This is a genomic window from Aidingimonas lacisalsi (assembly GCF_008079445.1).
GTDB classification, from domain to species: Bacteria; Pseudomonadota; Gammaproteobacteria; order Pseudomonadales; family Halomonadaceae; genus Aidingimonas; species Aidingimonas lacisalsi.
Map to the genome: position 1 here is coordinate 268,779 of NZ_VRYH01000004.1, position 24,332 is coordinate 293,110.

The following is a 24,332-nucleotide window of genomic DNA, read 5'->3' on the forward strand; positions in this document are numbered from 1 at the left end:
TAAATCCCCATTATACGGCTGAACCCTCAAAGCATGGCGACTCCACGCGAGAGTGCCATGCTTGAGTATAGACTGGTCGAATGGTATCGGCTGCCTACCGGCGGGTCACACTGCGCATGGTGACGAACTCTTCCGCCCCGGTGGGATGAATGCCGACGGTAACATCGAAATCTGCCTTGGTCAGCCCGGCACGTACTGCGATGGCAATCCCCTGGATCACTTCTCCGGCTTCTTCGCCCACCATATGAGCCCCAATGACACGGTCGGAAGCATCATCGACGATGAGTTTCATCAGGCAACGCTCATCGCTTCCCGACAGGGTATGTTTCATGGGGCGGAAATCGGCGCTATAGACACGGATGTTGCCGTAGACCTCTCTGGCCTCCTCTTCAGAGAGGCCCACAGTGCCGATATTCGGATGGCAGAAAACCGCTGTCGCAATGTTGTGGTAGTCCAGATTCCGGGGAGGATCATCGGTGAAATGGTGCTGCACCATATGCATCGCTTCCTCCAGAGCGACAGGTGTCAACTCCGGTCCACCGGTAACGTCGCCCAATGCCAGAATGGACGGTACCGAGGTTTCATAAGCTTCATTGACTTTGAGGGTGCCGTCGTCGTTGAGGACGATATCAAGCTGATCGAGCCCCAGGCTTTGCAGATGTGGCTTACGTCCTGTCGCTGCCAGTACGGCATCGACTTCGATGACTTCGCCGTTGGTGAGCGTCACTTGCAAACCACTCTGGGCACGTTCAATGCATTCGATATTGGTTTCAAAGTGAAGCTGAACGCCCTTCTTGGCCATTTCATCGCGCGTGAATTCACGGACTTCGCGGTCGAAGCCTCTCAGGAACAGCTCGCCTCGATAGATCAAGTGGGTCGAGCTGCCGAGTCCGTTGAAGATGCTCGCAAACTCAACGGCGATGTAGCCTCCACCGAGTACCAGGAAACGCTCGGGGAAGGTGTCGAGATCGAAGACCTGGTTGGAATCGACGACGTGTTCGTTACCGGGAAAGTCGGGTACCCAGGGCCAGCCGCCGGTGGCGACGAGAATCTTGTCGGCGCTGACCGTCTCGCCCGCGACGTCAATGTGGTGGGCATCGATGACATGAGCACGAGCGTTATACAGACGAACATCGGCACCATCCAGCAAGCGCCCGTAAATCCCATTGAGCCGCTGGATTTCCGCAATCTTGTTGTCGCGCAGTGTCGCCCAGTCGAAGCGTGGCGCTTCAGGCAGGTTCCAGCCGAATCCGGCACTGTCCTCGAAGGCGTCATGAAAATGCGCCGCATAGGAATAGAGTTTCTTGGGGACGCAGCCCACGTTGACGCAGGTACCCCCTAGATAGCGATCCTCGGCCACAGCGACGCGGGCCCCGGTTGCCGCCGCCGTCCGCGCGGCTCGGACTCCGCCTGAACCGGCGCCGATTACAAAGAGGTCATAGTCGAATTCGGACACGAAGTATCTCCTGAAATGACAGTTCATCGTTGATCGGCAATGATGATACCAGCCGAGGAGGCAACTCGGCAGTGGCATCGATTGACGCGGACATGCCTGCACGGTAAAAACCGGGCTCGATGTCGATCATTCCAATCCGTTGGGGGGAACAAGCAATGAAAGAGGAAATGCGACGCCTGCTGGAGCGTAACCAGCAATGGGCGAAAGCCATCAGTGAACAAGACCCTGACTTCTTCCCACGCTTATCGCAACAGCAGAATCCGGAATATCTCTGGATCGGCTGTTCCGACAGCCGGGTACCCGCCAACCAGATCATCGATCTGCCTCCAGGGGAAGTGTTCGTCCATCGTAATGTGGCCAACCTGCTCCATCCCAATGACATGAATGCACTGTCCGTCGTGCAGTACGCGGTCGACGTGCTGAAGGTCAAGCACATCATGATCGTCGGTCATTACGGGTGCGGAGGCGTGCGTTCCGTCGTGGCCGGCGGAGAATGCGGTATCGTCGACTACTGGTTGCACTCCGTACGGGATCTTTTCAGTCGTCATCGTGCTGAATTGAGCGCCCTCTCCCAGGACGAACAGGTCGACCGTCTTTGCGAGCTCAATGTCCAGATGCAAGTGGACAATCTGTGTCGGACCAAGATCATCCAGCGTGCCTGGCAGCGTGGCCAATCGTTGGCGGTACACGGCTGGATTTATGGCCTGGCGGACGGGTGCGTTCATGATTTGGACTGCAGTGTGACGGGGCTTGATCAAGTCGCCCAACTGTACCGTGTCGACCGTCCGGCATCGGCAGACGAGGGCACGTCAGACGATTGAACATCCGGTGATATTCAGTCAGCGAATGGCGCGTGTCATAATTTCGATTGTCCCTATCTCAAACGACTGTCTAAGGTTAAGCCGTCATCGGCGTCCACACTAGCGACTTCCGAGGGCGTGCGATAACAATCAACAATAGATAGTCAACCCGGAGTTGGGGACCTCATGAATTTCAACAAGACCGTAATGGCCGCCGTCATTGGCGCGACCATGGCAGGCGCTGTTGCATTACCTGCCGCTGCACAAAGCGACGATGTGACCTCCTTGCGCATGGCGTACGATGCCGACCCGGTATCACTGGACATCCACGAGCAACTGTCCGGCGGCATACTGCAACTCTCCCACATGACATTCGATCCTCTGGTTCGCTGGACCCAGGACCTGGATTTCGAGCCACGCCTGGCTAGCGACTGGGAGCAAGTCGACGATACGACCTTGCGCATGACCCTGCGTGAGGACGTCAGTTTTCATAGTGGCAACACGTTCACCGCCGAAGATGTCGTCTGGACCGTTGACAGGCTCAAACGCAGTCCGGATTTCAAAGCGATTTTCGAACCGATTTCCCGCGTCACGGCCGTCGATGAGCACACTGTCGAGTTCGAGACAGAGAAGCCTTACCCGCTGCTGCTCAATCTGGCGACCTATATCTTTCCGATGGACCGAGAGTTCTACACCGGTACGGATGAAGACGGCGATCCGAAGGACGAGATCGTCAAGAACGGCAATTCCTATGCCTCGACTCATGTGTCGGGCACCGGCCCATTCACGGTGAGCGAGCGTCAGCAAGGCGTGCGCGTGGAATTCGAGCGCAACACCAATTATTGGGATGAAGCGTCTCCCGGTAATGTCGACCGGATCGAACTCACGCCGATCAGTGAGAACGCGACTCGAGTCGCCGCCCTGCTCTCCGAGGATGTCGATTTCATCGCCCCGGTGCCACCCAACGATCTGGAACGTGTTCGTGAAGACGAGAACGCGAATCTGGTCACCATGTCCGGTACACGGATCATCCTGTTCCACATGAACCAGGAGCGCGTCGAGGCCTTCCAGGATCCGCAGGTGCGAAAGGCTTTTGCCTACGCCATCAATCAGGAAGGTATCGCAGATCGGTTGATGAAAGGGTTTGCCACGCCTGCTGCCCAGTTCTCGCCGGAAGGCTATGCGGGGCATGTGCCGGATCTCGAACTTCGCTATGACCTGGAGAAAGCCAAGACACTGATGGCCGATGCCGGTTACGAGGATGGCTTCGAGATCACGATGATGGCTCCGAACAACCGTTACGTGAACGATGCCAAGATCGCTCAAGCCGTTTCCGCGATGCTGGCACGTATCAACGTCGACGTCGACCTCAAGACACTGCCGAAAGCGCAGTATTGGGGAGAATACGATGACCGTGCCGCTGACATGATGATGATCGGTTGGCATGCTGATACAGAGGACTCGGCCAACTTCCATCAGTACCTTACCGAGTGCCCTGACTCGGAAAGCGGTGGTGGGCAGTACAATGCCGGTAACTACTGCAATCCCGAGGTCGATGAGCTGGTCTCTCAGGCCAACCTGGAAATCGATCAGGACAAGCGCGCCGAGATGCTTCAGGAAGTCGAGCAGACGCTGTATGACGAAGCCGCCTTCGTTCCCTTGCATTGGCAGGATCTGGCATGGGCATCGGCGTCGCATATCGAGATCGAACCCATCCTCAATGTGATGAACTTCCCCTATCTGGGAGATCTGGTCATCAACGACGAATAATCCATGACGGCGCGCCCGGACCAGGGCGCGTCACCGTTTCTCGTGTGGGACGCCTCTCATGCTCGCTTTCTTGATCAAGCGTTTGTTTCATGCGCTGTTGGTGATGTTCGTCATCAGCGTGATCGCGTTTGCCATTCAGGACAACCTGGGAGACCCGATCCAGCAGATGGTCGGCCAGTCGGTACCTGAAAGCGAACGCGCCCAATTACGTGAGGAATTGGGACTCAACGACCCATTCCTGGTGCAGTATCTCCGCTTCGCGATCAATGCTGCTCAATTCGATTTCGGCTACTCCTATGTCTTCAACCAGCCGACCACGGAGGTCATTGCTCGGCATCTTCCAGCGACTCTGGAGCTGGTGGCTTCGGCAACCTTCCTGATCGTCGTGCTATCCGTACCTATCGGCGTCTACAGTGCGATCAAGCCCCGCGCCTGGTTGTCACGTTTCTTCATGGGCATATCGATCATCGGTATCTCGATTCCCGTGTTTCTGACCGCGATCGTGTTGATTCAGATTTTTGCCATTGGCATCAGTTGGACCCCCTTCCCTGCGGATACGTCCTGGGGAACATGGCTCAACGAGGTGGTCTCTACCGAGGGAGGCATGCCGGCCTATGGCCGTGGTGACCCCATCCATGTCGTGGGTACCTGGTATACCAACTTCGCCTCTCCTCGTGGGCTCCTCTATCTGGTATTACCCGCCATATCATTGGCCTCGATCATGTTACCGCTGTTCATCCGGCTGATACGTGCCGAGATGCTCGAAGTGCTGCAATCCGATTACATCAAGTTCGCTCGTGCCAAGGGCATTCGCTTGCGTCGTATCTACTTCTTGCATGCGTTGAAGAACACCATGTTGCCGGTCATTACCGTCGGGGGGGTACAGATAGGCACCCTCGTGGCCTACACGATTCTCACCGAAACGGTTTTCCAGTGGCCTGGCATGGGCCTGATGTTCCTCGATGCCATTGAGCGTTCCGACATACCGTTGATCGTGACCTATTTGATGATCGTCGGGTTGATCTTCGTGATCACGAACACACTCGTCGACCTGATTTACGGGCTCGTCAATCCTACGGTCAAGCTGACAGGAAAACCTGCATGAATTCGATGTCTCCTTCGCTAAGCCGCTGGTCACGTTTCCGCGACTCCTATTTACTGTACAGCTTCAAGCGTGACCTGATAGCACAACTCAGCCTGGTCATCTTCATTCTGCTCTTGGCCGCGGCAGTGCTGGCACCCTGGTTGGCACCAACCAACCCTTACGACTTGGCACAAATCGACCTCTTGGCTTCGGAATTGCCCCCATTCTGGATAGAAGGCAGTGACGACGCTTATCTCCTGGGCACCGATGCTCAGGGGCGAGACCTTCTGTCAACGATCCTTTATGGGGCGCGGGTGTCCTTGATCATCGGTTTCGGAGCGGTCGCACTGCAGGCAACCCTGGGGGTTTGCTTCGGACTGCTTGCCGGTTATCTGGGCGGTCGTATCGATGCATTCCTGATGCGTCTTGCCGATATCCAGCTTTCCTTTTCCACGTTGATGGTCGCGATCGTGGTCGGCGCACTGGTCAAGGCGATTTTTGGCGGTGACACCTTCGGTGCCTACGCGGTCCCGCTCCTGGTACTGATCATCGGTCTGGCCGAATGGCCGCAATACGCTCGAACCGTACGAGCTTCCGTACTGGCCGAAAAGTCCAAGGAATACGTGGATGCCGCTCGTGTCATGGGGTTGCCGAGTCGGCGCATCATGTTCCGGCACATCCTGCCGAACACCCTCTCGCCGATTTTCGTGATTTCCACGGTTCAGGTGGCCAATGCGATCATTTCGGAAGCTGCCCTCTCCTTCCTGGGGCTCGGTATGCCCGAGACACAGCCATCCTTGGGGTCATTGATCAAATCGGGATTCGACTACCTGCAGTCGGGCTCCTGGTGGATCACGTTGATTCCAGGCGCCGCCCTCGTCGTTCTCGTACTGGTGATCAACCTGCTCGGCGATTGGTTGCGTGATGTTCTCAATCCACGACTCTACAAGGGCTGATGACACCTCAGGAGATACCATGTCACTTCTCGACGTTACCCATCTCGACGTGCGATTCGCCCTGCGAAAAGGCGATGTGAAAGCGCTCCGCGATGTCAGCTTCAGCCTGGATCGTGGCGAGCGGTTAGGCATCGTGGGTGAATCCGGTGCCGGCAAGTCGGTCGCCGCTTTTACTTTGCTCAATCTGATTGCCAAGCCAGGCTACATCGCCGGTGGAAGCATCTGCTTCGATGGCCAGGAACTGATCGGTCGCAGCGATCGATCCCTGCGTCATATTCGCGGGCACCGCATTTCGATGATCTTTCAGGACCCGATGATGACCCTCAATCCGGTATTGAGCATCGGCGAGCAGATGGTCGAATGTCTCAAGGCGCATCGACGCATTTCGACGCACGAAGCACGAGCCATTTCCCTGCACAAGCTAGTTCAGGTGCAGATACCCTCGCCCGAAGCGCGTCTCGACCAATATCCGCATGAACTGTCTGGCGGTATGCGACAGCGTGTGATCATCGCGATCGCCCTGCTGCTCGACCCAGACATCATCATTGCCGATGAACCCACGACGGCACTGGATGTCACGATTCAGGCCGAGATCATGGCGTTACTCCTTTCTCTCTGCGAGAAGCATAATGTCGGGTTGATTCTGATCACTCACGACCTGGGCGTCGTTAGCCAAGTGACGCAACGCATGTTGGTCATGTATGCCGGTCGAGTCATCGAAGACGGTCCGACTCGGGAAATCATCAATGATCCTCAGCACCCTTATACTCAGGGGCTGATGAATGCACTTCCCCAGATGGCCACTCCTGGCAGTCATCTCAACCAGATTCCGGGCAGTATGCCTTCGCTCGACAACCTGCCGAGCGGCTGTGCATTCCATCCTCGCTGCCATTTCGTGACACGCCCCGATGGTCAGCATCGCCAGGCCTGCAAGGAGCAAGTCCCTGACTTCGTTACCTCCGGAAACTGTCGGGTCGCCTGTCATATGGTAGCCGACATGCTCGGGTACGAACGGATACCGGCTGAGGAGATAACGCAATGAGTGTGGCAGACGCAGCATCGCCGCTGCTGGAAATCCGTGGCCTGGAGAAGCATTTCTCGCTGTCCGGTGATTTTCTCGAACAGTTGCAGTTTCAAGGCGGACGGCTGGTACGCCGCCAGGAATATGTCCATGCCATCAACGGCGTCGATCTGGAAATCCAGCGAGGTGAGGCCCTCTGCGTCGTTGGGGAGTCCGGATGCGGCAAATCCACCGTGGCTCGCACGGTCATGGGCTTGTTGCGTCCTTCTGCCGGCGAGATCCGTTATCAGGGACAGCGGATCGATGATCTATCGACACAGGCACTGCTGCCCTACCGACGACGCATGCAGATGATTTTCCAGAATCCCTATGCCTCGCTGAATCCTCGCATGACCATTCAGCAGACGCTCGAAGAACCGATACGCCTCCATCATCCCGATTGGAACCGACAAGCCGTCGAGGAAAAGGTACAGGAAGTGATGACGTCGGTGGGCATCGCCTCGGACTGGGGAACGCGCTACGGCCATGAATTTTCCGGCGGTCAGCGACAGCGTATCGCCATTGCCAGGGCGCTGGCCGTCGATCCGGAGTTCATCGTCGCTGATGAGCCCATCTCGGCTCTGGATGTCTCGATACAGGCACAGGTTCTGAATCTGCTCATGGAAGCGCGCCACGAACGGCAACTGACCTATCTGTTCATCACTCACGATCTCGCTGTCGTCGAACACTTCGGGACCCGAGTCGCCGTCATGTATCTGGGACGGGTTTGTGAGATCGCGGATACGGCCACCTTGTTCAGCCGCCCACGACATCCTTATACACAGGCATTGATGTCCGCCATCCCGCGGCTAGAAGATGATCGTCCTCAACATATTCGACTCGAAGGCGAAGTCCCTACGCCGGTCCACTTACCTGCCGGCTGTGTCTTTCATGGACGTTGTGCTCATGCCGATGAACGTTGTCGACGCGAGATACCATCGCTCATCGCTACCGATGATGGCAGTCGCGTCGCTTGCCATGCAGTCGAAGAAGGCAGACTCGATTGAGGCTGGATACATACGGGATGCGATGAGACTCCGGCAAAACGCCCGGTGAAGGGGACGAGATGGAATTACGATGGATGGAAGACTTCATCGCCTTGGCCCGTACCCAGCATTTTTCGCGGGCCGCGGATGAGCAGAATGTCACTCAGCCGACATTTTCACGGCGGATAAAATTGCTTGAAGAGGAGATGGGGACGACGCTCATCAATCGTCAGAGCTTACCTCTATCCTTGACACCGGAGGGCGTGGAATTTCTCAGGCTGTGCGAACAGGTGACCGAGCGCGTTCGTTTGACACGTGAGCGTCTCGGGCGAATGTCTGAAGAGCATGCCAACCGTGTGCTCATTGCAGCGCCGCAAAGCTTGTTGACGCATTTTCTGCCGCAATGGATTGCTGATCAGCCCGGATCATCACGCATGCAGCCCTATCTACGTGCGACCGGCTGGCTGATCGCCGACTATTTTCAGGGGCTCGAGCGTGGCGAATGCGACCTGGCCATGTGCTATTGGCCAGCCGGTCGATGCGAGATCGATATCGATGTCGGAGCATTCCGTTATCGGGTCATCGGCCATGAGCACTTGATTCCATGTTCAGCACCGGATGACGACGGCAAGCCTCGCTATGCACTGCCCGGCTCGCGACGCCATCCGCAAGCCTGGATCGCCTATCATCCGCGAGGGCTCTTGCGTGCCGCAGTCCGGGGTCATCTCGGCCGTATGGGCGAGTCGACACATCTCACGGTATTGAACGAGACGATACAGACCACCAATGTGAAGGAACTCGTCACCCTGGGCTACGGAATGGGCTGGTTACCGCTGCGTATCGTACAAAGTGCCCTGGAGCAAGGCAACCTGGTACGAGCTGGCGATGAACACTGGGATATCCCGCTGCAGATCAGGCTCTACTGCCTGGCTTCCACGCAACATGATGAAATCGATAATCTTTTGTCCCGACTGGACGCCACACCAGACACGCTTCCGGGAGCCGAATAATGACCGATGACTTGGCGGATGCCCAACGCCAACACCTCGACCGCTTGCAGACCCTCTATGCTCATATCCTGGAAAATGCTGGATATGATGGGGTCCTGTTGTACAGTGGTCATCCGCGTACGCACTTTGCCGACGATCAGCCGACCGGTTTCATCGCGTATGCGCATTTTCTGCACTGGGTCCCCATGCCGAGTCTAGCGCATAGCTGGCTGCTCATACGCCCTGGACATCGGCCGCTGTTGCGCTTTTACGCGCCCAGCGATTTCTGGCATCTGACAGCGGAAATTCCCTCTGCGGCCTGGGGCGATAATATCGATATCGCATTGACCGATCACCCCACGCCGCCTGAATTACCCAGGGGACGCTTTGCCGTACTGGGTGATGTGACGCACGACATGGCGGGCTCATTGCCTGCGGATCTCAACCCTGCTCGTTTGACCCGAGCACTCGATGACATCCGCCTGTACAAGAGTGATTATGAGGTCATCTGTCTGCGTGAGGCCAATCGTCTGGCACTGGTCGGGCACCATGCAGCTGCCGATGCCTTTTCCAACGGCGGCAGTGAACTCGATAGCCAGCTAGCCTACCTTGCAGCAAGCCGACAGCGCGAGACCGCACTGCCTTATCCGAACATCATCGCCACCAACCAGCATGCGGGCGTACTTCATTACCAGCATTATGCAACCCAACCACCCGCTCATCGGCACAGTCTACTGGTCGATGCCGGATACCGTCATCATGGTCACTGTGCCGATATCTCGCGAACAACCGCGGGGCCGGATGCCGATGAACGCTTTGTCGCCTTGATCGATGGCGTAACGGAGATACAGCGCCAATTGATCGCTGAATTGAAACCCGGTCTCTCCTTTCCCGATCTACATCAACAAATGCATCGACGGCTAGGCGAGTTGTTGATCGATCAGCGGATTGTACGATGTACCAATGATTCAGCGGTTGAGCGAGGCATCACGAGGGCCTTCTGTCCCCACGGACTTGGACATTCGCTAGGACTGCAGGTCCACGATGTCGGCGGCCTCACCGCGAATGATGGAACGTCGCTCCCTCCTCCTGCGTCGGATCCTGCACTACGCTTAACACGAACGCTGGATAGCGGCATGGTCGTCACTATCGAACCGGGATGGTATGTCATTCCCATGCTGCTCGATCCGTTGAGAGACCAGCCAGTGGGGCGTGATATCGCGTGGCCGATAGTCGATACTCTAGTTTCCCATGGTGGCATACGCATCGAGGACAATCTGTTGATTCGCGACGACGGCTATGAAAATTTGACGCGAGTCAGCCCATAGGCCGTTGGTGGCGTTTGCTTGGGTAGCGAGCCGCGATAAGCTAGCCACCATAGCTCATCCGTGTCGAGGACGGCATGTCACGTACTATCGTTTCCGCCGATTTTCAGCCTCCCAGGGGGCTAGCCAATCGTCATGTGCAAACCCTGTTGCCACGCTTGTTGCCGTATCGACGGCTGGCACGCGATACCGAGATCATCAATCTTCCCGATGGTGATTTCGTCGAACTCGCCTGGTTGCGTAAGGCACCCGTACGTCACGATGCCCCGCTATTCGTGCTTTTTCATGGCCTGGAGGGGTCGTTCGATTCACCGTATGCACGGGAATTACTGGCTGCCGCCGCAGGGTGTGGTTGGCGAGCGGTACTCATGCATTTCCGGGGGTGTGGTCAGGCAGCGAACCGTTTGCCACGTGCCTATCACAGTGGCGATACAGCCGATGCCTATTGGGTCATCGCTCAATTGGCCCAGCGTTATCCACATGCCATCAAGGTGGCGGCGGGCGTATCGTTGGGTGCCAACATGCTGGTCAAGCTCGTGGCGGAACAGGGTGGTGACGGACTCGACCTGGCAGGGGCGATCGCGATCAGTGCCCCTTTGGATCTGGCAGCGAGCGCGGATGCCTTGAATACGGGGTTTGCCAGAGTCTATCAGCGTCATCTGCTGAGGTCGTTGAAGCGCAAGGTGACCAAAAAGATGGCTCAGGGCCCACTACCGATTTCACTGCCCCCCCATCAACTGCAAGAACTCGACAGTTTCTGGGCCTACGACAATGAAGTGACGGCCCCCCTGCATGGTTTTGCTTCAGCCAGCGATTATTACCGCCGCGCATCGGCGGGCCGATTGCTCGGCGATATCGAGCTGCCCACCCTGATCCTGCACGCCGCCGACGATCCATTCATGCCTGGCGAACTGTTCTCGCGGTTACCGACACCATCGGACGCCGTGCGCGTAGAAATCGCCCGTCACGGTGGTCACGTCGGATTCATCGAACGTCACGGATGCCGCCTCAGGCCCTGGCTGGCGCGGCGTGTTGCCGCTCAACTCAGAGACTGGTCGGCCCTGTCACCGTCGGCCAGCGGATGGCCATCGAGGTCAGCTAGCCAGTCGGACAACTGACACCGGTCCCCTTCAGTCCACAATAACCGCCGGGGTTCTTGGCCAAGTACTGCTGGTGATACTCTTCAGCGATATAAAAGGCATCGAGTGGACGAATCTCCGTAGTAATGGCGTTCTTCCCTGCCGCCAGCAGAGCTTGCTGGTATTGATCACGGCTATCCAATGCGATCCGCGCTTGCTCGTCGTTCGTCGTATAGATCGCCGAACGATACTGGGAGCCGACATCATTGCCCTGACGCATGCCCTGTGTCGGGTCATGAGCTTCCCAGAATACCTGCAGCAAGTGTGCCAGTGATATCCTGGACGGGACATAAACGACCCGTACAACCTCGGTGTGTCCGGTTAGGCCAGTGCATGTCTCTTCATACGTAGGGTTGGGGGTATATCCACCCGCGTACCCCACTGCTGTCACATGGACACCAGGCAGTTGCCAGAAACATTGCTCGGCGCCCCAGAAACATCCCATGCCCAGCACGATGACTGCTGAATCATCAGGAAACGGAGGTAACATCGATTGACCACTGACCACATGCACACCGCTGACGGACAGGGGCCTTTCTCTGCCGGGCAGTGCCTGGCCCGCGGTGATCATCGATGGTTCCCGGTGACGTTTGAACATGATCATTAGTCTCCAATGTCAGTCGTTCTTCATTGTCAGGGAGCATTTGCAGTGTTGCCAAGACTAAAGCGATAGACGAGATCCACGGCCTGAGCGGCACCGGAAACGGCTTCCAGATACAGATTCTGCCAGAGTGTATAACGAAGCGTAAGCTCGGCGATCGGCGAGAAGATCCCCACACCGTAACTGACCTTTAGATCGTCGAAAACGTAACCGCTTACCACTACTTGGCTGTCATCACCAGCACCAGCAGTATCCAATGCCAGCTCGTCGACACCGAACACTTCGCCAATCTGCCCGACGGTGCTTCCTGTACGGGACAGAGATAATCCGATCAGTGCCGAGGTCAAGGCCCCATCGGCATCACCGTCCTCGGGAGCCCGGCCGCGTAATAAATACGACAGGGCGCGCGTTTCATCCATTGCCGGTTCAGAGAAAACCGTCAATTGCGGTGAAGATGCAGGCCCAGTCACACGCAGTCCAGCAATGACACCGTCTTCCGTGACCTCGGGGTCGCGAATCGCTTCGAAATCAAGCAGAGGTTGGTCCGTCGGGCCACTAAACAGGATCTCGCCACGACGAATCAGCAACTCCTGGCCAAAGGCACTGAAACGGCCATCGACTAGATTGACATCACCGAACAGCTGTAGTGGCCCCCGTCCCTGACGGACCTCCAGGTTGCCTTGCAACCCCGATTCCAACCCATACGCGTCGAGTTGCATATCCGGCCCCAAGGCAAGATCGATCTGCATGTCCAATGGCATCCCGGCGTTGGCCAGTGCTTCTGAGGTAGCTGTGTCGCCCCCTGTATCGTCATCCGAACGTCTTGCTTGCTCGGCGGCGCGATCCTCTCGTTCGCTGATGATGACCTCGTCGGGACTCGGGGACGTCGCAGAGGGCGGTATCTGACCCACCTCCAATCTCGCCCAGGGCACCTCGACGCGACCGCGTATGCGAAGGTGCGATGGGGCGGTATCGATGCTCAGATCGGGCGCGATACGCAACCGACCGAATTCCGGCATGTCGATCAGCAAGGGCTCGTCACGACCATCGACAGTGAGCGATGCCTGCCATGACTCGCGGCTCGGCCAGCGAGCATTGCCATCAAGCGTCAGCCGGCCTTCCTGGGCGGCAATGAAACCGTCGATTGAGCCGCGATTGCCCATCAGTTCGATAGTCAGTTCGCCATCGTGAAGATCGAGAGGCAACTCCCCGCCACTCGCTCGTAGCCCCGTCATCTGAAGCGTTCCATCCAGATCCGGGTTGTCGAGCGTTCCAGCGATGTCGACTTCCCCACCAATGTCACCTTCGAAGACATCCACGCCCGTGACAAATGCACGATATGGAGCAAGCCGTATCCCCTCGAGAGACAGCGTACCGCTCAAGTCGCCCGCTTCGAGCGGTTGGTCGATATTGAGAGTGAGTGTCATGTCGCCTGCTTCGGCAAGGCTGGCTTCCAAACCGAGTTCCGCTTGTGCCGGCGTCGCGTCACTGGTCAAGGACAGACGCGATTCCGGCAGTTCCCATGGCTGTCCATAGGCATCGACACCTTGCAGAGACAAACGACTATCGATCGCGGCATCCAGTGACCAGTCAGCACCGCCCTGCTGCCAGACGACAGTCACCTCACCTTGCGTCTCGCCATCCACTGTCCAATCGTCAGGCAGGGTGGCGGATATCAAGTCCATGGGAAGTTCATGCAGGGCGACCACAGCCCGTCCTGCATTGGCGGAGGCGTCGAGACGTTCAGAAAGGCACAGGCGGCCTCCTGATTCACGACGCAGACAGAACGGTTGTACCAGGAGATTGCCAGCGTCCAGGTTCGCGGTGAAATCGATCGCTTCGGCTAAACGGATGTCACCTTGCTGAGTATCGATCGATAACGGATCGAGACGGCCTTGATAGCGAGTCCGGTCGTTATTCATTCCGCCCGTGAGAGCCAGTTCAGCACGTGTGAGCGGCATACTGTCATTGGCCTGGGCATTCAGCGTCAGCCGATGATCGGACAACCGGCCAGTCAATCCAAGCACCAGAGTCTCAACGCGCTGATTCCCTGCTTCGATGCCGCTCGCCTCGAGGGTCATGTCCATCCGGGGATCATCGATACCGTTGACCTCGGCGACGACCGAGAGGTCATCGAGTCGGTTAGCGGCGAAATGCAGCGCTTCTCCCCGCACGTCGAGCTCGAGTTGAGGCGACGCCAATGTCCCGCCGATGACGATGTCGCCACGTACCCTGCCACCGAGCTGGTCGGAAATTGTCCCAAGCCGAGGTGCATCCAGTGTGCCTACGAAATCGAGATGCTCGGCCAGTTCCCCTTGTGCTGTCAGGCGGTTGTCACCCTGTCGGAGATCGAGCCTTTCCACTTGCCAATGCATAGCGTCATTGCCTGCCAGCCGGGCATCCAGCGCAAATGGCAATGACTGCAACTGCCCATCCAGAGCCAATTCCGGGACATCGATGCGCCATCCCTCGGCGTCCTGAGTAAACTCGATTCGGCTCTCGCCACTGATCCGGCTATCATCGATGGCGTCGCTGAATTGACCGGGATCCAGGTCATCGAGTTGTATACTCGCGCCAACGTCCAGCCCCTCTGTCCAACTGATCGTGCCTTGGCTCTCCAACGATCCCCGTTCGGTCGTCAACGATAGTGGCGACCATTCGAATCGTCCGAGATTGCCATCACCTGTCATGTCCAGGCGGGTGCGCGGCAATTGCGTACCACTTGCCATGACCGACAGTTCAGTGCGATATCCTTGCAAGTCACCTGCGACCTGCAGATTCAGATCTTCCAGCCGGTAGATCGTGGCGTCATCGGTGGCCGCCTGCTCTCCCAATGGCCATCGCAGTGCCTGAGCCTGTAGTGCCAAGGAAAATGGCAAGGTCGGGTTCAACACGTTCAGTGTCCCATCGGCTTGCAGTGTTGCCGGTCCCTCGGCACTCACGCTCGCGTCGAGATCGGCAAGACTTCCCCCGAGCGTGAGGGAAAGCCGTTCACCTGACAGCTGGGGAAACATGTCAGGCAAATAAAGTTCGGCCAGCAACTCGGCATCCAGGGGGTAGTCGTCGCGTAGCGTGATATCGGCACGGAGCTCGATGTCGGCATCGCGTGTCTCGATCTCTAATGGCTCGATATGGACACGATGTCCTTCACCGGATACGGCCAGCGCCAGATGCGGCACCTGATAATCCGTCGGCCCGGTCAACTGGAAATCCTCAACCTGCAAGTCGGGGGCCTCAATGGCGATCGGCAAACGAATGGCGGGCAGTTCGAGCGCCTTCCGCTCGTCCAGAGGCACCGTCTCGGTGTCCGACAAGGTCTCTTCGGCCGTAGCCGGCAGAGGCGATTGGGCAGCAAGAGAGGCGTCAATGGCCGATGCAACGATGCGATCGTCATGAGGTTCCGCATCGCCGGCAAGCGCGAGGACGTTGCCGGGACTGGCCGGCAACGCCAGAAAGGGCGACATCAGCGTCGTCGGTGAGAGCGTCAGACGATCCGCTTCCGCAACAGCGCCGGAATGGAATGATTTCCATCCCAGACGCGTACCATCGGCCAGGGTGATCTCGATATCGGTTAACGACAAGCGTCGCAGCTCAATCGGAAACGGCAGATCAAGCGACAGTGGCTCGGCGTCTTCATCACCGGCGGAGGAAGGCGCTTCCTCGGTCGTTGCACTTCCATGCAGGTCGAGACGCAGTCCATCGAGGGATAAATCGTCGATGCAGAGTCGCCCCGACAGCAGGCAATCGTCTGCCCAGACGAGGCTGAGGCTGTCCAGGCGGACTTCGACTTGCCCTGCCGTCAAGTGCAGACCATCGATCCGTAATGCGTCGAGAGGCGCCCCTTCCGCCGACTCATAAGTCAGCCACCCTCGCGACTGGCCCTGTTCGAGCAACACATCGGTTCCCCATGGCGATAAAGCCAATCCCGACACCAATAGCATCAGGCCGATCAGCCAGAGTGGAATCCATAGTAACGTGCGTAGCATGGCCCAGAGGGCCACTATGACGTTTAGAATTCGGGGCCGATGGCGAAATGAATGCGCCACGAATCATCCTCGTCGTCGAAAGGGTGAGCGATATCGAGTCGGATCGGGCCGACAGGAGAAATCCAGCGGACTCCCAGGCCAGCACCGGTGTTGAGCGTATCCGGCCACCAGCTATCGAATGCATCACCGGTGTCGACGAAGGTGGCTCCCCACCAATCACCGGTGATGCGTTGCTGTACCTCGGCACTGGCAGTGAACATGTGGCGACCGCCACGCAGTTCACCATCGTCATTGCGCGGTGCCAGACTCTCATAGGAGTACCCACGTACACTGCGATCCCCACCCGTAAAAAAGCGCAATGACGGCGGTATCTTGCTGAAGTCTTCCGTATCGATGGTCCCGACACCGGTACGACCGACCAGGCGGGTGTCGTCTCCGATCATCCGAATCCATTGAGAGTCGAGTGTGGCACGCAGGAAGGTGGCATCAGAGCCCCACAGCGTGTCCGAATATTCGAATGCCAGTCGTTGACGGTCGCCCCATGAGGGAAAGGTCGGGTTACGTGTACGGGTACGGGACCAACTGATGCCGGGGTAATAGAGCAGTACCTGATCCTCCTGATCGGCCTGAGTAAAATCTTCATAAAGCGCACGGACATAAAGGCTTTGATTCCAGCCATTGTCGAATTCCCAACGCCTTGCAAGCTCGACGGCGGCTTCCAGACTCTGGGTATCTTCATTGTCGCGTTGACGAAACCCATACTGCAGTCGATAGCTATCCCTGAGAGGGTCTGCCAGGGGCATCGTGTACTCACCGGTCAATCGTTGCTCCGGTGCCGACAGAAAAAGATCGTGATCCAGGCTGTCACCATCGCTATTGATCCAGGGTTGCTCCCAGGAGAAACGGAGTCTGGGGCCCACATCCGTGGCATAGCCGATGCCGGCTTCGAACTGATGCCGGTCGGCGGGAGTAAGCTCCACGTCGACCGGCACATCGTGGGTTCTGTCCGGGTTGATGGAGCCGACTGCCGACAAGGCCATTGCCGTCAGTCTCGAGGACGATGATCGGGACTCAACGTCTGCCAGTTCCGCTTCTTGCCACCACTGCGAGGTCGGCGTCTTGATCGCCAATCCTTCCGTAGCTCTCAGACGAGGACGGACACTGATGGAGGAAAACCAATCGCTTTGGCCCAGCCGCTGGTTGTAGGTTGCCAGATCGCTGGCAAGGTAAGGCGAACCGGTGTCGAACGGCAACATGCGACGCAAGCGAGTCTCATCGATATGACTACCACGATAATGGACGTCGCCAAAGTGGTACCGGCGACCGCTGTCAAGAGACAGATACAATCTCGCACTCTCTTCCCAAGGGCGGATTTCCATCCGTCGTTGTCGAAAGCGTGAATCAAAGTATCCACGCTCCATCGAGAGCGCCGATAAGCGGTTTCTCAGACTATCATATGGTGCATGAACCAGAGGATCGCCAACAGATAGCGAAAAATCGTCGAGAACCTCCGTGAAGGCGTTGTCGTTCGAGGCATCACCGGTGACACCGATATTGAGTTCAGTGATAGTGACACGTGGACCGGGGTCGATCGTCAAGTTGGCATGTTCGACTGGCTCCCCAACGAGCTCCACATTGAATTGGGGCTCATAGTAGCCATAAACGCGCAACGCTTCCGCGCTCCGTCGTCTGATGACCGCCTCGAGTCGGCTACGACTGTAGCGCTCACCAGCCACGCCATCGAGATAGGTCACCACATTGTTCTTGGCCTGCTCATTATCCAGGCCATCGACACGGGCTTCCAGAGCCATAGCGGGTGGCGATAGGCAAACAATGAGAACGAACAGGCCCCAACGGCGGGTCACGCGTTGCCCGAACGCTGTCTGAGTTCGATGACACCCCGTAAACTCCGACTTTTCGCCGATCGTTGCCTCGTGGCCATCGCTCGATGACTTATCGGACACACTCAGGCAATCATCCATGCACCGACATCCTTTTACTGTCCTTGCAGTGCTTCAAGCTGTGCATTGAGAGCCAATTGGGATTGACGCAATTCCCTTAACTGATCCTGATTGTCTTCCACTTGTTGCTGCAACTCGCTCAAGCTCTGCTGACCGGTCTCTCGGCTATCCTCCAGCGAGCCTAGCCGTTCTTCCAGTGAACGAACGGATGTCATCAGAGATGAAACGAGCACGTCCTGGGCAGTCTGCCGATCTTCCCACTGGTCCAACCGTTCTTGCCAAGCATCAAGGCGTTCCGTGTTATCCGCCTGCCGGCTTTCCAGTGTGGCACGACTATCTTCCCCGGCTTGCTCCAGAGCATTCAGTGACTCTCGGGTTGCCGCGACGATATCGCTCAGGGTCTGGTAATCCTCGTCCATGCTTTCCAGGCGTTGGGTCAATTCAGCAAGGCGCTCTTGATCATCCTCGTTTCCTTCGACCGTATCGAGCCGATCCTGCTGATCGTCTAGCCGGCTTGTGAATGTCTGTTGTTCATTGGTCAGTGATTCCAACTGATCTTCGATATCATCCAGACCCGTGGTGCGCGTTTCATCGACGCTATCGAAACGTGCGTGAATGTTGGATAGTTGCCCTTCCAGCGCGTTGATATCACGCTGAAGCGTCTGATACACCTGCCAACCGACATACCCAAATCCCGACATGGTCAACAGGACGATAAGCAACAAGCACCACAATGGCCAGACCCTGGGTGACGGCGCATGACGCTGCCTAGGAGGGGGATGTGAGCCAAAACTGGCATCGGCATCAGGCACGATACGTGGGGTAATACGTTCTTCCTCCGGGCGCTCGGCCATAGAAAAGGACTCCTGTCCGGACAACGACTCTCGTGACGGTATGCACGATCGTAAGCAGGGAACGACGGTATGGCTCGTTATTGGCGAGCATACCCCATGCTGCTACGATGTGGCGATCCGCCTTGCGCAGATAGTTGGTATTGTACGGTTTTTTATGCCGGGTTCGGTAGCGGGTGGCAATTATCCATCAAAACATTCGTCTAGCAACGACTGATTCAGGAGTCGTCGGAATGCCATTTGAATTACCCGCACTGCCCTATGACACTCCCTCGCTGGCGCCTTATCTATCCGCGGAAGCGATTGAGTACCATTACCGGCACCATCATGGGGACAGCATCAAAGCACTCAATCGATTGACTCACGCAACCTCCCGGGCCGATTGGTCTTTGGAGACACTCCTACTTCAGTCAACGGGAGCGCTGTATGAACATGCCGCCGATGCCTGGAATCACACCTTTTTCTGGCACTGTCTTTCTCCCTTCGGCGGCGGTAGACCCAATGCATCTTTGCTCAATGACCTGGAGTCGGCTTTTGGCAGTTTCGAAGGCTTTCAGCATGCCTGCACCACCTGTGCTCATCGTCATGTCGGCTCTGGTTGGCTCTGGCTGGTCAAATCATTCGATGGCGAGCTTGCCGTGCTCTCCACAGACGACAACGATACGCCACTGACTCACGGCTTGACGCCACTCTTGGCGATCGACCTCTGGGAACACGCCTATTACCTGGATTACGTGAGAAACGGCGATCACTTGACCGCCTGTCGTCGGTATATCGACGCATTGTGGCACATCGTCAACTGGGAATTCGTTGCCCTGAACTCGGACTCGCCATTCGTGGGCCATTACCCGGGATCGGCTCGACGTCCAATGCCACGGTAGCTTAAACCGCTGGCCGCGACATAGTCCGGGTCGTAGATATTGCGACCATCAAGTATCAACCGCTCAGTGAGCTCTTTGCGCAGACGTCGCCAGTCCGGATTCCAGTACAGCTTCCATTCAGTCACCAACATCAGCGCATCGGCTCCCTCGCATGCTTGATAGGGATCATCCTCGAATACCGTGAGCAATGGGTGGTTGCCAACGTCGCTGATCAGCGCAGGGATGGCTGCAGGATCGTGCAACTGCACCTTGACGCTTTGTGCCCAGAGCGCTTTCAGCAACGTCAATACCGGCGCATGATCGATGCGAGCCGTGCCCGGTTTGAACGCCGCTCCCCATATGGCAATGGTTCGTCCTTCCAACTGCCCTTGGAAATAGGCCCACAACTTTCTGAAAAGCGTTTCCTTCTTGTGCTCGTTGATGTCCAGGACGCGTTCAAGAAGCACCGAATCTCGTCCACTGGCCGATTGTACATCGGCCAGACGCATCAAATCGCGTGAAAAGTTGGGACCGCCGAAACCGCACCCCGGATAGAGATATTCGTAACCGATACGAGAATCCGCCCCCATTCCTCGGCGCACTTGTTCGACATCCACGTCGAGGGAATCCGCCAGCCCTGCGACCTCGTTCATGTAACTGATACGCGTAGCCAGCATCCCGTTGATCGCCAGCTTCGTCAGTTCGGCAGCACGACGCGACATGCATTGAAACACATCGGCACGGCGGTTGAAGGCCCGCAACAACTCGCGAACTTGACGTTCGGCCTCGTCATCCTCGCACCCCAGCAACCAGCGTTCCGGTCGTGTAAATACCTGCCATGCCCGCCCCTCTTCAATCATGTCGGGTAATGCGACGGCCACCTGCCCTGCATGACCGAGTGACGCTTCCAGGCGTTCGGTATCGCCTACAGGAAAGGTCGAATTATTGATCACGACCAGCGGGCTGGTCTGCGAATCAGCCAGCCGGGCAACACAGTCTACGGCGCTATGGCGCTGATCGGGCGCTAACGCCAGCCACAGGACATCATGGTCAACGGACGTTGCGGCCAAGGATTCGACAATCGCCAGATCCCGGGACGCGATGGCCGAATCGATTTGTTCGAGTAGCGAGGGTTCCCGTGTGAGCCAACTCGCTTCACGCAACGACGACCATGGCGTGTCCGGGTGGGGATACCAATTGACGCGATGACCGACACTCGCTAACGCTGCCGCCGCTGTAGCGGCCGATAGCTCACTGCCATGAACGATAACTCTCATGATTCATGTCCTGGCCGCGTAACGGGTCAACAAGTCATCGAACTCAGTGCCGTATTTCGGATGGCGTTTAGCGAATGCCAGGATGGCCTCAAGGTAACCCAATTGATGACCGCAATCGTAGGTCTCGCCTTGCATGCGATAGGCCGATACGCCGGTCTCGCTTCTCAAACTGTCAATGGCATCCGTCAACTGGATTTCATCACCAGCCCCGGGGGGGGTCTGGGCCAGTATTGGGAATATGGCGCCAGGCAACAAGTAGCGACCTATCACCGCCAGCGTTGATGGTGCATCTTCCACGGCAGGTTTTTCCACCATCCCGATCAGAGACGTCGACTTGCCTGGTTCGAGGCCCGGTTCATCCAGCTCGACGATCCCGTACTTGTAGACAAGTTCACGGGCGACGTTCTCGACCATCACCTGAGCTTGCCCGCTAGTTTCATAGGCTTCGATCATACCGGCCAGATCGTTTCTCGACATGCCATCGTCGTCTACGAGAACATCCGGCAAGAGTACGGCGAAAGGGTCATCGTCACCGACAATGGGGCGTGCACAGAGTACCGCATGCCCCAGACCGAGAGGTTCGGACTGGCGAATGCTGATGATCTTGACGTCATCAGGGATGATGTTGCGTAACGCGTCCAGCAAGTCGGTCTTCCCTTTCGCTTCCAGCGTACTCTCAAGTTCGAAATGCTTGTCGAAGTGATTCTCGATGGCCCCCTTGCTGGAATGAGTCACCAGAATGATTTCCTTGATACCCGCTTCGACAGCTTCTTCCACGACATATTGAATGACAGGCTTGTCGACGATCGTGATCATTTCCTTGGGAATGGCCTTGGAGGCAGGCAGGCAACGCGTGCCAAAGCCCGCGACGGGAAGTACGGCCTTGCGAATCATGACGGATCCTTGCATTGCGGTGTATGTATGGAGAAATTATGCCACAGCCTGACTGGCGACTCTTCCACACAAACGGAAACATCGCGGGTAGAATGAGTCTGTCATAGAATCGAGAACCTGAATCTCAGCGTAGAGGCCTATCATGACCAGTTCGTCAGTCCCATCTCAAGCTGAAAATGTCGATGATGTCGAAATCGCCAAATTCGAAGCATTGGCCAGTCATTGGTGGGATAGCCAAGGCGAGTTCAAGCCGCTACACGATATCAACCCCTTGCGTCTGGACTTCATCGACTCCCGAGCCGATTTGGCGGGAAAACGCGTTCTCGACGTTGGTTGTGGGGGAGGAATCCTCAGTGAAGCCATGGCCCATCGAGGTGCGCAGGTAACAGGGATTGACATGGGCAGGGAGCCATTGGCCGTTGCGCGATTGCATCAACAGGAGAGTGGCGTTGAGGTGGAATATCGCCAGGTCAGTGTCGAAACGATGGCTACCGAACACCCCGGCGCATACGATGTCGTGACCTGCCTGGAAATGTTGGAACACGTACCTGATCCAGCTTCGGTCGTCCGTGCCTGCGCCACCTTGGTGAAACCCGATGGCCATGTGTTCTTTTCTACCATCAATCGCAACCCCAAGGCTTATGCATTCGCCATTCTCGGTGCCGAATACGTCCTGAGCCTGTTGCCACGAGGGACGCATGACTATCACAAGTTCATCCGTCCTTCGGAACTGTCGAGCTGGTGCCGACATACCGGATTACAGGTTCGCGAGCAATGCGGGTTGACCTATAACCCGGTCACCCGTCGTTACCGTCTGGCGACGCATGATGTATCCGTCAATTACCTGATGCACTGCCGTCTGGACTTACCGTGAAACCAACATCTCTTCCGCGCACGTTACTGTTCGATCTCGACGGTACCCTAGTGGACACAGCGCCGGATCTGGCAAAAGCGACCAATGCGTTGCGCACCTACCATGGCTTGCCGCCCTTGCCGTATGCACAGATTCGATCCGAGGTATCCAACGGCGGGAATGCGCTGGTTACACTAGCGCTGGGTATCGATGAGAACGATGCAGCCCACGCTGCTGCGAGAACCTTCCTGTTGGAGGCCTATGGTAGGGATGTCGCCACCGATAGTCGCCTGTTTCCGGGACTCGACGCCTTGTTGACACATTGGTCTCAACCGCCGCGTTCATGGGGCATTGTCACCAATAAGCCCAGGGCGTATGCGGTTCCATTGATCAAGGCCCTCGGGCTGGAACCGGGAGTCTTGTTGTGCGCTGATGACACGGAAACAAAGAAACCGTCTCCTGAACCGCTTTGGGAAGCGGCCCGGCAACTGGGGGTGCCGGTGAATGAATGCTGGTATATCGGTGATCATCGACGCGACATGGAAGCGGCAAGCGCCGCCGGAATGGTCGCTGTTGCTGCGGGGTATGGGTATCTCGATGCCGGGAACGACTACGTTGATTGGCCAGCCGACTTGTGGGCCTCGACGCCGGAGGCCCTCGTTGCGCTATTGATCACGACATCCTGTTCGACGTAATGGCCTGCCCGCTCAATGACGAGGGGGTTGAGCATCGAAGCGTTCGCCACTGTGAGCACGACTATCCGGCCCCATTAGCCATAGGTATGTCGGCATGATGTCTTCCGGCGTACGCAAGGCATCAGGATCTTCCCCCGGATACGCAGTCTTGCGCATCTGTGTGCGAGTGGCGCCAGGATTCAAACTGTTGACGCGAATGGGAGAGACATTCTCCTGTTCATCGGCAAGCACGTCGACGAAACCTTCTGTAGCGAACTTCGATACGGCATAGGCGCCCCAGAATGCACGTCCTTTGCGTCCGACACTCGACGACGTAAAGATGACCGACGCATCCTGCGACTGTTTCAGCAAGGGCAGCAAGGCCTGAGTCATCCAGATAGGACCGTTGATGTTCACTTGCATTACCTGCTCCCACAGTGCGGGATTGTACTGTTCGACTGGGGTAATGCGTCCTAGTAAACCGGCGTTGTGTAGCAAACCATCCAGCCGGCCGAATTCCTTGTCGAGCGTTTCGGCCATATGTTGATAGTCCGCAACGGCGGCTCCTTCCAGATTCAAAGGATAAATCGCCGGCTGTGGGCCACCTGCAGCCTCGATCTCATCGTAAACCGCTTCCAGCTTGGCAATCGTACGCCCAAGCAGCACCACGGTAGCGCCATGAGCTGCGAACACCTTGGCAGCGGCGCGACCAATCCCATCGCCAGCACCAGTCACCAGCACGACACGATCCTTCAACAGATCATGTGCAGCCTGGTAGTCGATCATGCATTTCATCGCGCCCTCTTCTAG

20 protein-coding genes are annotated in these 24,332 nt (G+C 57.1%); 12 read left to right on the forward strand and 8 right to left on the reverse strand.

Annotated elements, in window-relative coordinates; all coding sequences use genetic code 11:
• Window positions 1–94: 94 nt before the first annotated feature.
• Complete coding sequence (gorA, locus tag FVV99_RS10330) at window positions 95–1,456, reverse strand: glutathione-disulfide reductase (protein ID WP_236645370.1); 1,362 nt, start codon at window positions 1,454–1,456, stop codon at window positions 95–97.
• A gap of 155 nt (window positions 1,457–1,611) precedes the next feature.
• On the opposite strand from gorA, the gene can reads away from it, so the two are divergent.
• From can to FVV99_RS10375, 9 genes are all read left to right on the forward strand, one after another.
• Window positions 1,612–2,277, forward strand: coding sequence for a carbonate dehydratase (gene can, locus FVV99_RS10335; RefSeq protein WP_148253994.1), 666 nt, complete (start codon window positions 1,612–1,614; stop codon window positions 2,275–2,277).
• Window positions 2,278–2,442: 165 nt separating this feature from the next.
• Window positions 2,443–4,026 (forward strand): ABC transporter substrate-binding protein, encoded by a 1,584-nt coding sequence (locus FVV99_RS10340; protein WP_148253995.1) that lies wholly within the window; start codon window positions 2,443–2,445, stop codon window positions 4,024–4,026.
• 58 nt (window positions 4,027–4,084) lie between these two features.
• Window positions 4,085–5,131, forward strand: coding sequence for an ABC transporter permease (locus tag FVV99_RS10345; protein WP_148253996.1), 1,047 nt, complete (start codon window positions 4,085–4,087; stop codon window positions 5,129–5,131).
• Window positions 5,128–6,066 (forward strand): ABC transporter permease, encoded by a 939-nt coding sequence (locus FVV99_RS10350; protein WP_148253997.1) that lies wholly within the window; start codon window positions 5,128–5,130, stop codon window positions 6,064–6,066. Before FVV99_RS10345 ends, FVV99_RS10350 begins: the two co-directional genes overlap by 4 nt.
• Window positions 6,067–6,085: 19 nt before the next feature.
• On the forward strand, window positions 6,086–7,108 hold the full coding sequence (locus FVV99_RS10355; RefSeq protein ID WP_148253998.1) for an ABC transporter ATP-binding protein: 1,023 nt from the start codon (window positions 6,086–6,088) through the stop codon (window positions 7,106–7,108).
• The gene (locus tag FVV99_RS10360; protein ID WP_148253999.1) at window positions 7,105–8,133 is read left to right on the forward strand and encodes an ABC transporter ATP-binding protein; all 1,029 of its coding nucleotides are present in this window, start codon (window positions 7,105–7,107) and stop codon (window positions 8,131–8,133) included. Before FVV99_RS10355 ends, FVV99_RS10360 begins: the two co-directional genes overlap by 4 nt.
• A 59-nt stretch (window positions 8,134–8,192) precedes the next feature.
• A complete protein-coding gene (locus FVV99_RS10365; RefSeq protein ID WP_148254000.1) occupies window positions 8,193–9,122 on the forward strand; it encodes a LysR family transcriptional regulator in 930 nt (309 codons plus the stop codon).
• Entirely contained in the window at window positions 9,122–10,429 is a 1,308-nt protein-coding gene (pepQ, locus tag FVV99_RS10370) for a Xaa-Pro dipeptidase (protein ID WP_148254001.1), read from the forward strand. The genes FVV99_RS10365 and pepQ overlap by 1 nt, the downstream gene beginning before the upstream one ends.
• A 74-nt stretch (window positions 10,430–10,503) precedes the next feature.
• Window positions 10,504–11,544 carry a hydrolase gene (locus tag FVV99_RS10375; protein ID WP_148254002.1) on the forward strand — a complete coding sequence of 347 codons (1,041 nt, stop codon included), beginning with the start codon at window positions 10,504–10,506 and terminating at the stop codon, window positions 11,542–11,544.
• Here the strand turns inward: FVV99_RS10375 and msrA are convergent.
• From msrA to FVV99_RS10395, 4 genes are read right to left on the reverse strand one after another with little or no spacing between them, the layout of a single operon-like run.
• Window positions 11,525–12,163: a peptide-methionine (S)-S-oxide reductase MsrA gene (gene msrA / locus FVV99_RS10380; protein ID WP_407921341.1), complete on the reverse strand. Its 639-nt coding sequence runs from the start codon at window positions 12,161–12,163 to the stop codon at window positions 11,525–11,527. The two genes, FVV99_RS10375 and msrA, sit on opposite strands and share 20 nt — an antisense overlap.
• A 35-nt stretch (window positions 12,164–12,198) precedes the next feature.
• Entirely contained in the window at window positions 12,199–16,152 is a 3,954-nt protein-coding gene (tamB, locus tag FVV99_RS10385) for an autotransporter assembly complex protein TamB (protein ID WP_148254004.1), read from the reverse strand.
• A 23-nt stretch (window positions 16,153–16,175) separates the two neighbouring features.
• Entirely contained in the window at window positions 16,176–18,134 is a 1,959-nt protein-coding gene (gene tamA / locus FVV99_RS10390; RefSeq protein WP_148254005.1) for an autotransporter assembly complex protein TamA, read from the reverse strand.
• Window positions 18,135–18,148: 14 nt separating this feature from the next.
• Complete coding sequence (locus tag FVV99_RS10395) at window positions 18,149–18,967, reverse strand: uroporphyrinogen-III C-methyltransferase (protein ID WP_148254006.1); 819 nt, start codon at window positions 18,965–18,967, stop codon at window positions 18,149–18,151.
• A 230-nt stretch (window positions 18,968–19,197) separates the two neighbouring features.
• Between FVV99_RS10395 and FVV99_RS10400 the strand changes: the two genes are divergently transcribed.
• The gene (locus FVV99_RS10400) at window positions 19,198–19,845 is read left to right on the forward strand and encodes a superoxide dismutase (protein WP_148254007.1); all 648 of its coding nucleotides are present in this window, start codon (window positions 19,198–19,200) and stop codon (window positions 19,843–19,845) included.
• Here FVV99_RS10400 and FVV99_RS10405 read toward each other — a convergent pair.
• A complete protein-coding gene (locus FVV99_RS10405; RefSeq protein ID WP_148254008.1) occupies window positions 19,809–21,101 on the reverse strand; it encodes a nucleotide sugar dehydrogenase in 1,293 nt (430 codons plus the stop codon). The two genes, FVV99_RS10400 and FVV99_RS10405, sit on opposite strands and share 37 nt — an antisense overlap.
• Window positions 21,102–21,104: 3 nt before the next feature.
• Window positions 21,105–21,995, reverse strand: coding sequence for a UTP--glucose-1-phosphate uridylyltransferase GalU (galU, locus tag FVV99_RS10410; protein WP_148254009.1), 891 nt, complete (start codon window positions 21,993–21,995; stop codon window positions 21,105–21,107).
• A 142-nt stretch (window positions 21,996–22,137) separates the two neighbouring features.
• Between galU and ubiG the strand changes: the two genes are divergently transcribed.
• Together ubiG and FVV99_RS10420 are read left to right on the forward strand one after the other, a co-directional pair.
• Window positions 22,138–22,869 (forward strand): bifunctional 2-polyprenyl-6-hydroxyphenol methylase/3-demethylubiquinol 3-O-methyltransferase UbiG, encoded by a 732-nt coding sequence (gene ubiG / locus FVV99_RS10415; RefSeq protein WP_148254010.1) that lies wholly within the window; start codon window positions 22,138–22,140, stop codon window positions 22,867–22,869.
• Window positions 22,866–23,543 carry an HAD family hydrolase gene (locus FVV99_RS10420; protein ID WP_148254011.1) on the forward strand — a complete coding sequence of 226 codons (678 nt, stop codon included), beginning with the start codon at window positions 22,866–22,868 and terminating at the stop codon, window positions 23,541–23,543. Before ubiG ends, FVV99_RS10420 begins: the two co-directional genes overlap by 4 nt.
• A gap of 12 nt (window positions 23,544–23,555) precedes the next feature.
• On the opposite strand, the gene FVV99_RS10425 is transcribed toward FVV99_RS10420, so the two are convergent.
• Complete coding sequence (locus FVV99_RS10425) at window positions 23,556–24,317, reverse strand: YciK family oxidoreductase (protein ID WP_148254012.1); 762 nt, start codon at window positions 24,315–24,317, stop codon at window positions 23,556–23,558.
• Window positions 24,318–24,332 lie beyond the last annotated feature (15 nt).

Coding starts and splice junctions, on each gene's coding strand:
- tamA (WP_148254005.1), bottom strand. CDS start 18,134: ATGGATGATTGCCTGAGTGTGTCCGATAAGTCATCGAGCGATGGCCAC.
- FVV99_RS10350 (WP_148253997.1), top strand. CDS start 5,128: ATGAATTCGATGTCTCCTTCGCTAAGCCGCTGGTCACGTTTCCGCGAC.
- FVV99_RS10405 (WP_148254008.1), bottom strand. CDS start 21,101: ATGAGAGTTATCGTTCATGGCAGTGAGCTATCGGCCGCTACAGCGGCG.
- FVV99_RS10425 (WP_148254012.1), bottom strand. CDS start 24,317: ATGAAATGCATGATCGACTACCAGGCTGCACATGATCTGTTGAAGGAT.
- FVV99_RS10355 (WP_148253998.1), top strand. CDS start 6,086: ATGTCACTTCTCGACGTTACCCATCTCGACGTGCGATTCGCCCTGCGA.
- FVV99_RS10340 (WP_148253995.1), top strand. CDS start 2,443: ATGAATTTCAACAAGACCGTAATGGCCGCCGTCATTGGCGCGACCATG.
- FVV99_RS10360 (WP_148253999.1), top strand. CDS start 7,105: ATGAGTGTGGCAGACGCAGCATCGCCGCTGCTGGAAATCCGTGGCCTG.
- galU (WP_148254009.1), bottom strand. CDS start 21,995: ATGATTCGCAAGGCCGTACTTCCCGTCGCGGGCTTTGGCACGCGTTGC.
- pepQ (WP_148254001.1), top strand. CDS start 9,122: ATGACCGATGACTTGGCGGATGCCCAACGCCAACACCTCGACCGCTTG.
- ubiG (WP_148254010.1), top strand. CDS start 22,138: ATGACCAGTTCGTCAGTCCCATCTCAAGCTGAAAATGTCGATGATGTC.
- can (WP_148253994.1), top strand. CDS start 1,612: ATGAAAGAGGAAATGCGACGCCTGCTGGAGCGTAACCAGCAATGGGCG.
- FVV99_RS10375 (WP_148254002.1), top strand. CDS start 10,504: ATGTCACGTACTATCGTTTCCGCCGATTTTCAGCCTCCCAGGGGGCTA.
- msrA (WP_407921341.1), bottom strand. CDS start 12,163: ATGTTCAAACGTCACCGGGAACCATCGATGATCACCGCGGGCCAGGCA.
- FVV99_RS10400 (WP_148254007.1), top strand. CDS start 19,198: ATGCCATTTGAATTACCCGCACTGCCCTATGACACTCCCTCGCTGGCG.
- FVV99_RS10365 (WP_148254000.1), top strand. CDS start 8,193: ATGGAATTACGATGGATGGAAGACTTCATCGCCTTGGCCCGTACCCAG.
- FVV99_RS10395 (WP_148254006.1), bottom strand. CDS start 18,967: ATGGCCGAGCGCCCGGAGGAAGAACGTATTACCCCACGTATCGTGCCT.
- FVV99_RS10345 (WP_148253996.1), top strand. CDS start 4,085: ATGCTCGCTTTCTTGATCAAGCGTTTGTTTCATGCGCTGTTGGTGATG.
- tamB (WP_148254004.1), bottom strand. CDS start 16,152: ATGCTACGCACGTTACTATGGATTCCACTCTGGCTGATCGGCCTGATG.